The sequence below is a fragment of the Micropruina sp. genome (assembly GCF_047606365.1).
Classification (GTDB): Bacteria; Actinomycetota; Actinomycetes; order Propionibacteriales; family Propionibacteriaceae; genus Micropruina.
This window is the reverse complement of sequence record NZ_JASGEN010000115.1, coordinates 17,560-27,907: the sequence shown is the minus strand read 5'-3', so window position 1 is coordinate 27,907 and position 10,348 is coordinate 17,560. Positions and strand designations below refer to the sequence as shown.

Sequence of the window (10,348 nt, the reverse complement as noted above, 5' to 3'; positions counted from 1 at the left end):
GTGCAAGGGTCTCGACAAGCTCGACCAGCGGCTGGGGGTCGACCAGCGGCTGGGGGTCGACCAGCGGCTGGGGGTCGACCAGCGGGTGGGGCGGGGTCTCGACAAGCTCGACCATCGGGTGGGACTCGGCCGGCGGGCGGCGTGCGACCCTCCCCGCTCGCGATCGTGCTGTGGACGCTCGCCGCACTGATCCCGCTCGCCTTCCTCGGCATCTTCTTCGCCTGGCCGGTCGCTGGCCTGGTCAGCCGCGGTTTCATCGTGGACGGTGCACCCAGCCTGGCCGGCGTCACCGAGGTGCTGTCGACCGCACGGACCTGGCGGATCATCGGCCAGACTCTCGGCCAGGCGGCCGTCGGAACGCTGGTCGCGGTGCTCCTCGGCGTTCCCGGCGCCTACCTGTTGTACCGCTGCCGATTCCCCGGACGCGGCCTGCTGCGGGCGGTGGTGTCGGTGCCGTTCGTGCTGCCCACCGTGGTCGTCGGAGTGGCTTTCCGTTCCTTGTTCGCAGCACAGGGCCCGTTCGGCTGGCTCGGCCTGGACGAGAGCTTCGCCGCCATCGTGTTCGCCCTGGTCTTCTTCAACTATTCGGTCATCGTCCGCACCGTCGGTGCACTGTGGTCCCGGATCGACCCTCGCACGGCCGAGGCGGCCCGCATGCTCGGGGCGTCCCCGGCGCGGGTGTTCCGCACCGTGACGCTGCCCGCGATCGCCCCGGCTGTGCTGTCCGGCGCTTCGCTGGTCTTCCTGTTCTGCGCCACCGCGTTCGGCATCGTGATGGTGATGGGCGGCGTCCGGTTCAGCACCATCGAGACCGAGATCTGGTACCAGACCACCCAGCTGCTCGACCTGCCGGCGGCGGCCGCGCTGTCCATCGTCCAACTGGTGGTGGTCGTGGCCGCGTTGGTGATCGCCGGACGGGCCCGGGCGCGTTCCGAACACGCCCTGCGGTTGCGCGGCGACAACACCGCCGAGCAGCCGTGGCGGTGGCGCCGGGATCTGCTGCCCAGCCTGGTCACCGTCGCCGTCGTGGTCGCCCTGCTCGGCGTCCCGATGGTGTACCTGGTGATGCGCTCGTTCGTCACCGCCGACGGCTGGGGGTGGCGCAACTACCAGTTGCTGGCCGGCACCGGTGACGGTCTGGCCGTACCGGTCTGGACGGCGGCCCTCAACTCGCTGGTGATCGCCGCCCAGGCCAGTGCGATCGCGGTGCTACTAGGGGTTTTGGTCAGTCTGGTGGCGTCACGCCGGCCACGCAGACGAGCCGGCGTCGCGGGTGTGCGGGTGCTGGATGCGGTGTTCATGCTGCCGCTCGGAGTGTCCGCGGTGACGGTCGGTTTCGGCTTCCTGATCACCCTCAACCGGCCGCCGTTCGACCTGCGGACCTCGCCGATCCTGATCCCGATCGCGCAGGCGATCGTGGCGCTGCCGTTGGTGGTGCGCACCCTGCTGCCGGTGCTGCGGGCAATCGATCCCCGGCAACGCGAGGCGGCCGCCATGCTGGGCGCCGGTCCGGGGCGGGTGCTGGCCAGCATCGACGGCGCCCTGGCGCTACGCGGCCTGGGCCTGGCGATCGGCTTCGCGTTCGCCACCTCGCTCGGCGAGTTCGGCGCCACCTCGTTCCTGTCCCGGCCGGAACACCCCACGTTGCCGACGGTGATCTTCCGACTGATCGGACGCCCCGGTGCCGACAACTTCGGCATGGCGCTGGCCGCCTCAGTCGTGCTGGCGGTGCTGACCGCCGCGGTGATGGCCGCCGCCGAACTCGTCCGGCCGAAGGAGGCGGAACTGTGAAGGGTCTGGAGGTCCGTGGCGCGACGGTCCGCTACGGCGAACTGGTCGCGGTGGACGGCGTCGACCTGGCCGTCGAGCCCGGGGAGATCGTGGCGTTGCTCGGGGCGTCCGGGTCGGGTAAGTCCTCGCTGCTGCGCGGCGTCGCCGGTTTGGAACCGCTGGCCGGAGGTGTGGTGGCCTGGGACGGCGTCGACGTGTCGGCGGTGCCGGTGCACGCCCGCGGCTTCGGAATGATGTTCCAGGACGGCCAGCTGTTCCAGCACCTCAGCGTCGCCGGCAACATCGGCTACGGGCTGTACCGGGAAGCCCGAACCCAACGCCGAGCCCGGGTCGCTGAACTGCTCGACATCGTCGGCCTGCCCGGCTACGGCGGACGCCGGATCAGCGAACTCTCCGGCGGGCAGGCGCAGCGGGTGGCGCTGGCCCGCTCGCTGGCCCCGCGGCCACGGTTGCTGCTGCTCGATGAACCGCTGTCGGCGCTGGACCGGAACCTGCGCGAGCATCTGGTCGAGGTGCTCGGCGAGGCCCTGCGCACCACCGGCACCACCGCTTTGTACGTCACCCACGATCAGGACGAGGCGTTCGCGCTGGCCGACCGGGTGGGCGTGATGGCCGACGGACGGCTGCTGCAGGTGGACGCCCCGGAGCTGCTGTGGCGGCGTCCGGTCTCGCGCGAGGTGGCCGCCTTCCTCGGCTACGAACCGTTCATCGCCCCGGACGTCGCCGCCCGGTTGGGCCGCGTGCGTGCGGCTGCCGACGAGTTGGTCGGCATCGGCCCGGCCGGCCTGACCCCGTCCGCGGCGGGCGTGGAGCTGCCGATCATGGATCAACGGCACCAGCGCGGCGAGGTGTTGATCGACGTCCGGCTGCCCGACGGCCAGATCGCCACCGCCCGCTCAGCGGAGCGGGCGGAGAGCGAGTCGCTCACCGTGGCGCTCGACCCGGCCGGCTGCGCGGTGATTCCGCGCTGACCGTCGCTGGCTGAGCGTGCCGAGACCTGATCCGAGCCCGCTGACAAAGGAGTTTCGACAAGCTCAACCAGCAGTGGCTGCGGCGATCCGGGTCTACGCTCAGAGCGTTCAGCCTCGCGGTGGAGGGAGCCCGATCATGACCGATCAGTCCGACACGGTGGCCGAGCGCCCGCCGCACCCCACCCGCAAAGCCGACGGCAAGGCGTTGCGCCGTCATTGTCCGCTGGAGTCGCACGCCGAGTTGCCGCTGGCTTCCGACCGCGACCCGATCGGCCTGCTGATCGGTCAGGCCGCGACCCGGGTACCCGAGTTGGTGCCGATCCGGTACCGCCGCATGCTGGTCTCGCCGTTCACCTTCTACCGTGGCGCCGCGCTGGTGATGGCGGCCGACCTGAGCCGTACCCCAACGACCGGGCTGCGCGCGCAGTTATGCGGTGATGCCCATCTGTCCAACTTCGGCGCCTACGCCTCGGCGGAACGGCGGTTGGTCTTCGACCTCAACGACTTCGACGAAACCTTGCCCGGCCCGTTCGAGTGGGATGTGAAACGCCTGGCCGCGAGCCTGGTGATCGCCGCCCGCAACAACGGCTTCACCGCGAAGCAAGCCCGCAAGTCGACGATCGCCGCGGTCCGGCGGTATCGGCAAGCGATGCACGACTTCGCCGGGCAGCCGTTCCTCGATGTCTGGTATTCCGGTCTCGACCTGGACAACACCTGGAGCGATTTCGTCCGGTCGCTGAGCCCGAAACGTCGCGAACGGCATGGCGACCAGGTGCGGGCGGCCGAGGCGTCGTTGGCGAAGGCGCGCTCCCGCACCGGCCTGCAGGCGATTCGCAAGCTGACCACCGAGCGTGACGGACGCCGCCGCATCGTCGCCGATCCGCCGCTGGTGGTGCCGCTGGAGGAGCTCAGCAGCCTCGAACCGGACGCGATGCGCCATCAACTCGATCTGCTGGTGGCGTCCTATCGGCACACGCTGGCCAGCGACCGGAGGGTGCTGCTCGACCACTTCCGGCTCACCGACGTCGCACACAAGGTGGTCGGGGTCGGCAGCGTCGGCACCCGGGCCTGGATCCTGTTGTTCGAAGGTGCCGGCCGCTCGGACGCCCTGCTGCTGCAGGCCAAGCAGGCGCAGGCTTCCGTGCTCGAGCCGTACGCGGGGGCGTCCACCGCGCACAGTGAGGGCGAGCGGGTGGTCACCGGACAACGACTGATGCAGGCCGCCAGCGACATCTTCCTGGGCTGGCTGAAGGGGGTGCCCGAGATCGACGGCGGCGTCGACTACTACCTGCGGCAGTTGCGCGACTGGAAGTTCTCCGCCGACATCGAGCAGATGCGGCCGTCCAGCCTCACCCTGTACGCGGCCATGTGCGGGTGGACGCTGGCTCGTGCCCACGCGCGCTCCGGCGATCGGGTCGCGATCGCCGGCTACCTCGGCAAGTCGGAGGCCTTCGAGAATGCGGTGGCCGACTTCGCCGAGCACTATGCCGACGTCAACGAACGCGACCATGCCGCTCTGGCCGAGGCTGTCGCCTCGGGGCGGGTGAAGGCTGCCGCCGAGGGCTGAACAGGCTCAGTTGCTCAGCGGGTCGAAGCTGACCAGGCGGGCCGCGGCACCGTGCAACGGTGATTCGCTGCCGGCCGCGTACAGGCCCGCCATGGTGGTCAGCGCCTCGCGGACCAGCGGCCAGTTGTTGAGTGCGTCCGCGGTGGGAACGGCCGGGCTTCTCGCCGGCAACCGCTTCGTGGTGGTGCTCTGCAGGGCGTAGTGGATGCGCTCGGCCTGTTCGCTCCACCCCTTGTCGCGCAGCCGCTGCAGCGGTATGTCGATGGTGTTCCACGGGAAGTAGACGGCGGCCAACGTCTCGCGGGCACCGGTCTTCAGCAGCAGCGCCGACGGCGAGTGCTCGGTGATCAGGTTCAGGTCGTGGGCCAGGGTTTCGATGCGGTCGAGGACCGTGCGGGTCTCGGGGGTCGCCTCGCTGAGCATGTCGTCGCGGGAGCGACGGGTGGCCGGGGCGCCGGAGTGGGCCACCCGCTTGCTGGAGGGGCGCTGCACGCGGGCAGGGACGGCCGTTTCGCCATAGGTGAGTGCCGGACGGGAAAGCTCCAGCGCGTAGAGCCGGGTGCGGTCCAGTTGATCGTCGAGGAAGCTGACCAGCCGACGCATTTCGTCGGGGACGACGTCGGTGGCGAGGATGAGGCGGAGCCGGCCCTGCTGCAGGTTGTCGCCGACCCGAGCGAGGAAGTCGTCGAGGTCGAGGTTGGTGTCCGGTTGCCAGGCGGCGACTGCGCGGATGGCATCGCCCTGGGTGGCGGTGAGTGCCTCCCGCAGTTGAGCCGCGGACCAGCCCTGCACCCCGTTGGCGGCCAGGTCGAGAACCCGGCCGATCGCCTCACGGCGGACGCGGGTGTCGGTTGAGCGAGCTGCCACCACCAGGGCCGGGACGCCGTCCGCGTCGACGAAGAGGTAGTCGAGGGTGAAACGAGCGGGCGAGCGGATGATCTGCGGGGCGATCTGTGCGTCCCAGACCAGCAGCCACTCGGACGGTCCGCCCTCGGCAGTGACCAGATCCGGGTGTTGCCGCGCCAGTTCTCGCACCACCGATCGGGCGCTCTGCGGTGTGCCGCGGCGTCCGGCCGCGCGCAACTGTCTCTCGCTCATCTCGACGCAGCCCCCACTCCATCGCGAATCCCCTAGAGGCATCATGCCGTAACAGGGATCGCGGGGCGATGGGGAGCGCTGACCTGGTTAATCGTTTCGGCGTGTGCCTGCACGCAATGGCCAGGGAGTGTTCTAGAGGGTACGCGTCCTCGCTGCCTCGACCAGCGCTTTGGCCCGACGCAGTGCGAGATCGCGGGCAGTAGGGCGAAGGAGGCGGTCGCCGTAGTGAGCGGCCGGTTTCAGCCCGACCAGGGCGTGGAGTTGCCGACCGAGATCGCGATCAACCTCACCGAGGAAGTCAGCCGCAGCAGCGTGGTCGGGGCCTGCATAGCGCTCGCCAACGGCGGCGAGGCAGATCGCGTCCCCTGCTGCGATACCGGCGAGAATCGCATTCCCGACACAAACGTTGATCGCGGAGCCGTCCTCCGAAGCGACAAGGTCGGCGACTTCCAGGTACATCTCGGCGACCTGCCGACGGTTTCGGGCGGCGGCTCGATCGCCAGGTCGGGTGCGGTGCTGTTTGGGGTTCACAGTTGCTGTTCCGCAGACTCGTTGTACTCGTGGCCCAGGATCGTTCGGATGTCCGTTCCGAAGAAGGTGACAGCCTCATTGCGCCAGGATTTGATGATCGGCTCGCCTGCACGGGCAAGTTCATCGAGGTGGCCGATGGAGTGCGTGATCGCCTCAAGGCGATTGCCGGTCCAGGCCTCGACCTGCTCGGACAGGTCATGAAGCTGCTCGATCCAGTTGTCGAGGTCCAACAGCGAGTTGTCGTCGACGATGAGCAACATGTCGATGTCGCTGCGGGACGTTGAATCCCTCCGTGCCACCGAACCGAATAGCGAGGCGGACGTCGGCGCAGGGGAGAGCCGGCGGCACGCCTCAGCCAGCCGCTGAATGAGCGTTTGGCGTGCATCCGCGGCGAGTAAAACGGCCGGCGCGAGGAGATGATCTCGATTCAACCGGTACATCGCGCCATGGTTGGTGGGTTCGGCGGCTACCAGGCCATGCTCGACGAGCCGGTCCAGTGCGTTGGCGATGCCCTGACGTGAGCCACGACGTCCGAGGCGGTGAATCCTGCTCGCCCCCAGCGCGCTCTGAGTGCTGGCAAGCACTTCGAGCGCGACAGCATCAATACTCGGGATGAGCGAACTCATCGGGCTGGACAGATCCATCCAAAGATTATTGCACAATGCCATTATTCTGGCGGATCTGGGAGAATCACATTCTCTGTTGGTTGGCGATTTGGGGTCCAGGGACCACGAAGTGACGGCGGAAGTGGCCTGTGGCGGCCGTCGCTGCGGCGTGGCATTGACGAAACATCAAAGCCGCTCTGGCTGGAGTTTCTCCTAGCCAGAGCGGCTTTCCGCTGGTCGGGGTGACAGGATTTGAACCTGCGACCTCATCGTCCCGAACGATGCGCGCTACCAAGCTGCGCCACACCCCGATGGCCCTTCCGGGCCGACGAGCAGTCTATACGAGTCTCGTCCGATCAGCCATTTGAGTCCGCGGCGACCAGGGTGAGCACGGTCACCTCGGGTGGGCAGGCGAACCGGTAGGTGGCGAACGGCGACGATCCCATGCCTGCCGAGACGTGCAGGTAGGCCGTCCGGTCGCCGTCGGTGTGGGTGGAAAGGCCCTTGGCGCGGGTGGTGTCCAGGTCGCAGTTGGAGACCAGGGCGCCGTAGTAGGGCACGCAGACCTGGCCGCCGTGGGTGTGGCCGGCCAGGATCAGGTCGACGCCATCGGCGGTCATCGCGTCCAATACCCGCAGGTAGGGGGCGTGGGTGACGCCGATCGACACATCCGCATCGGCGGACGGGGACCCGGCGACCAGGCTGTAGTCGTCGCGTCCGAGATGGGCGTCGTCGGTACCCCGGAACTCGAAGGTGAGACCGCGGACCTGCACCTGTGCCCGGGAGGTGTTGACGTCGACCCAGCCGCGCTCGCAATAGGCGGCCCGCAACTCGTCGACCGGCAGCGGACGCTTCGCGCTGCCCTGGCCCTCGGTCGAGCGGACCAGGTACATCAACGGCGGACGGAAGTGCGGCTCCTCGTAGTCGTTGGAACCGAACACGAACGCGCCCGGGACGTCGCGCAGCCGTCCCCAGGCGCGCATCAGCGGCTCAAGCGCGGCAGGTTCGCTCCAGTTGTCACCGGTGGTGACCACCAGGTCGGGTTCCAGCCCGGCCAGCGCACGAATGAAGTCCGTCTTGTAGCGCTGCCGGGCCATCAGGTGGATGTCCGACACGTGCAGCAGGCGCAGCGGCGCCGAACCCGGAGGCAGGATCGGCACCTCCCGGCGTCGAACCACGAAATGCCGCGCCTCCCAGAACCCGTAGGCGACGCACGCCGCACCGAGGGCCGCCAACCGGCCCACTAGCTTCCCGAACACCTATGGCGTCTTCTTGGGTGGCTTCTTGGACGGCGTGGGATCGGGCTTCTTGTCGTCCTTCTTCTTGTCCTTCTTGTCCTTGTCCGGTGTCTGCGGACGGGGTGCCGGGCCCGACGAGACCAGGATCCGGACGCTGGTGCCGCGGACGGCGACCCTCGGGCTGATGCCCAGGAAGGTGCCCTTGGGAGAATTGCTGGCGACATACTCGGTGTAGGCGCCGAAGCCGTTGGCGAGCAGTACCGAGCGGCAGCCCTCAACGCTGGAGCAGCCCGGAACGCTGACCTTCTTGCCGGCCAGGATGCCGTAGGGCGGCTCGACGAAGCCCTTGCGGTCGAAGTTCTTCAACGCTGCGGCGAACGCCGGCTTGAAGATGTGGCCACCGGCCTCCAGGCCGGAGTTCCCGGCCAGGACGCGGTGCGAGTACTTCATGTAGGCACCCTGAAGGAAGTTGCTCCGGTGCTGCCAGTAGCTCTTGAACCGCGGATCCTTGGAGAAGCTGATCATGCCGCCACCGGCGAGGCTGCGAGTGAAGCCGACCGTCCAGATCGCCCTGTTCTTAGGGACCGTGCCGGTCTTACCGGCAATGGTGTAGCCGGGCACGCGAGCAGGCACTGCGGTGCCAGAGCGGAACGGGCCCTGGAAGACCTTGGACAAGGCATCGGCGATGCCCTCGTCCATCACTCGCTTGCAGTTGGCGCTCGGTGCCTCGAGGGTTGATCCGTCGGCGGCCTTGATCGACTTGATGATGATCGGATCGCAGCGGATGCCTCGGGCGGCGACGGTGGCGTAGGCGTTGACCAGCGAGAGCGGGGTGACCTCGACCGCACCCAAGGTGAACGAGGGGTAGTTGCTGAACTCCCGGGTCAGCCGGTCTCCCTTCGGGTCAATCCCGACCTGCAACCCCAACTCTTTGGCGATCTTGGTGGCGTCACAAAGATTCGCGGCCGACTCGAGTTGGGTGAAGTAGCCGTTCACCGAGTGGGTGGCCCCGGTGAAGAGATTGAAGGTGCCGCCCACCCCATTGACGTCGTGGTGCCCAGTAAACGTGAACGGGCCTTGGCAGGACTGGAAGCGCATGCCGTGGATATCCATCGACCGTGGAACCTTGATGGTGCCGTACGCGCCCAAGCCGTTCTGCAGTGCGGCAGCCGCTACGAACATCTTGAAGGTGGAGCCACCCTGATAGCCGTCGCCACCACCCATCTTGTTGCTCACCGCGTAGTTCCAGAAGGTCTGACTCTTCTTGGTGCCCATCTTGTTGCGGTTCTGGGCCATGGCGACGATCAGCCCGGTGCCCGGCTGAATCATGACGATCACCGAGTCGACCGGGTCGCGCGGGTCGAGGTAGTTCTGGATCGTCTTCTCGGACTTGCGCTGCACCTTGGGGTCGATCATCGTCCGGATCGTCAGGCCACCGCGGTACAGCGCGTTCTCGCGGTCCTCGCGGGTGGCGCCCAGGCTCGGCGAGGCGAGCAGGGTGCGCTCGATGTAGTCGCAGATGAACGGGAACTCGGCGTTGCCGCAGCCGTGCAACTTCGGCTTCGCCTTGACGATGCCCAGCTTCGCATTCTTGGCCTTGGCCGCCTCCTGCGGGGTGATCACCGCCACGTCCTTGGAGGCCATCCGGTCGAGCACGTCGTTGCGGCGCTGCAGCGCCACCAGCTCGAGGCCGGGGGTGCGCGGGTTGGTGCCGACCGGGTTGCGGACCATGCCGGCCAGCATCGCGGCCTGCTGCAGGTTGAGTTCGCTGGCGTGCACGCCGAAGAAGTTCATCGCCGCCGACTCGACGCCGTAGGAGCCGTCGCCGTAGTAGGCGATGTTCAGGTAGAACTCGAGGATCTGGTCCTTGGTGTACTTCTTCTCCAGAGCGATCGCGTAGCGCAACTCCTGGATCTTGCGGGCGATCGTGTTCTCCTGCGCCTTCTCTACGCCCTCGGTGTCACCGCGGGCGGCGGCGGCGCTGATCTGCACCATCTTCACGTACTGCTGGGTGAGGGTGGAGGCGCCCTGGGTGTTGCCGCGGACGGTGCTGACCAGCGCACGCATGGTGCCCTGCAGGTCCATCGCGCCGTGCTCGTAGAAGCGGTGATCCTCGATCGCGATCTGCGCCTTCTGCATGATCGGGGCGATCTTGCTCAGCGGCACGTACTGCCGGTTCTCTTCGTAGAAGTTCACCAGCGGCGAGCCGTCGGCCATCAGCACCCGCGAGCGCTGTGCCTGCGGCGGCATGGTCAGCTCGGCAGGGAGTGAGTCCATCGCGGTTGCTGTGGTCTTGCCCACCTCCGCGCTCATTCCGGCCAGCGGTACCGCGAGGCCGGCTATCAATAGCCCGCCGAGTGCGCTGACCACGATGAACATGACCAGCGAATAGAGCCTCTTCCCCAAGCGCATGGACTACAGAGTACGTGACGCGGGCGTGGGCGCCCGAACCTTAGCGGACTGGCGCGTCAACCGCACGCTGTTCGGGGGCCCTGGGCTCGGGGAGCTTGTCCTATCGGGAGCTAACAACTACACTACGTAGTAGTA

Annotated in this window: 8 protein-coding genes and 1 tRNA gene; 3 read left to right on the top strand and 6 right to left on the bottom strand. The window is 67.9% G+C overall.

Annotated features, from left to right (window positions below; all coding sequences use genetic code 11):
• Positions 1-141: 141 nt before the first annotated feature.
• The 3 genes from QM624_RS13910 (at position 142) to QM624_RS13900 (ending at position 4,329) form a co-directional block, all read left to right on the top strand.
• On the top strand, positions 142-1,791 hold the full coding sequence (locus QM624_RS13910) for an ABC transporter permease (RefSeq protein ID WP_415092807.1): 1,650 nt from the start codon (positions 142-144) through the stop codon (positions 1,789-1,791).
• Positions 1,788-2,762 (top strand): ABC transporter ATP-binding protein, encoded by a 975-nt coding sequence (locus QM624_RS13905; RefSeq protein WP_415092805.1) that lies wholly within the window; start codon positions 1,788-1,790, stop codon positions 2,760-2,762. Before QM624_RS13910 ends, QM624_RS13905 begins: the two co-directional genes overlap by 4 nt.
• Before the next feature lie 136 nt (positions 2,763-2,898).
• On the top strand, positions 2,899-4,329 hold the full coding sequence (locus QM624_RS13900) for a DUF2252 domain-containing protein (protein WP_415092803.1): 1,431 nt from the start codon (positions 2,899-2,901) through the stop codon (positions 4,327-4,329).
• Between the two features lie 6 nt (positions 4,330-4,335).
• Here the strand turns inward: QM624_RS13900 and QM624_RS13895 are convergent, their stop codons facing one another.
• The 6 genes from QM624_RS13895 to QM624_RS13870 all read right to left on the bottom strand — a co-directional run bounded on the left by QM624_RS13895 (position 4,336) and on the right by QM624_RS13870 (position 10,213).
• Complete coding sequence (locus tag QM624_RS13895; protein ID WP_415092801.1) at positions 4,336-5,427, bottom strand: hypothetical protein; 1,092 nt, start codon at positions 5,425-5,427, stop codon at positions 4,336-4,338.
• 132 nt (positions 5,428-5,559) lie between these two features.
• On the bottom strand, positions 5,560-5,886 hold the full coding sequence (locus QM624_RS13890; protein ID WP_415092799.1) for a hypothetical protein: 327 nt from the start codon (positions 5,884-5,886) through the stop codon (positions 5,560-5,562).
• 68 nt (positions 5,887-5,954) lie between these two features.
• Entirely contained in the window at positions 5,955-6,602 is a 648-nt protein-coding gene (locus tag QM624_RS13885) for a nucleotidyltransferase domain-containing protein (RefSeq protein ID WP_415092797.1), read from the bottom strand.
• Between the two features lie 195 nt (positions 6,603-6,797).
• Positions 6,798-6,874, bottom strand: a tRNA-Pro gene (locus QM624_RS13880).
• Positions 6,875-6,919: 45 nt separating this feature from the next.
• On the bottom strand, positions 6,920-7,822 hold the full coding sequence (locus QM624_RS13875) for a metallophosphoesterase (RefSeq protein WP_415092795.1): 903 nt from the start codon (positions 7,820-7,822) through the stop codon (positions 6,920-6,922).
• On the bottom strand, positions 7,823-10,213 hold the full coding sequence (locus tag QM624_RS13870) for a transglycosylase domain-containing protein (RefSeq protein ID WP_415092793.1): 2,391 nt from the start codon (positions 10,211-10,213) through the stop codon (positions 7,823-7,825).
• Between the last annotated feature and the right edge of the window lie 135 nt (positions 10,214-10,348).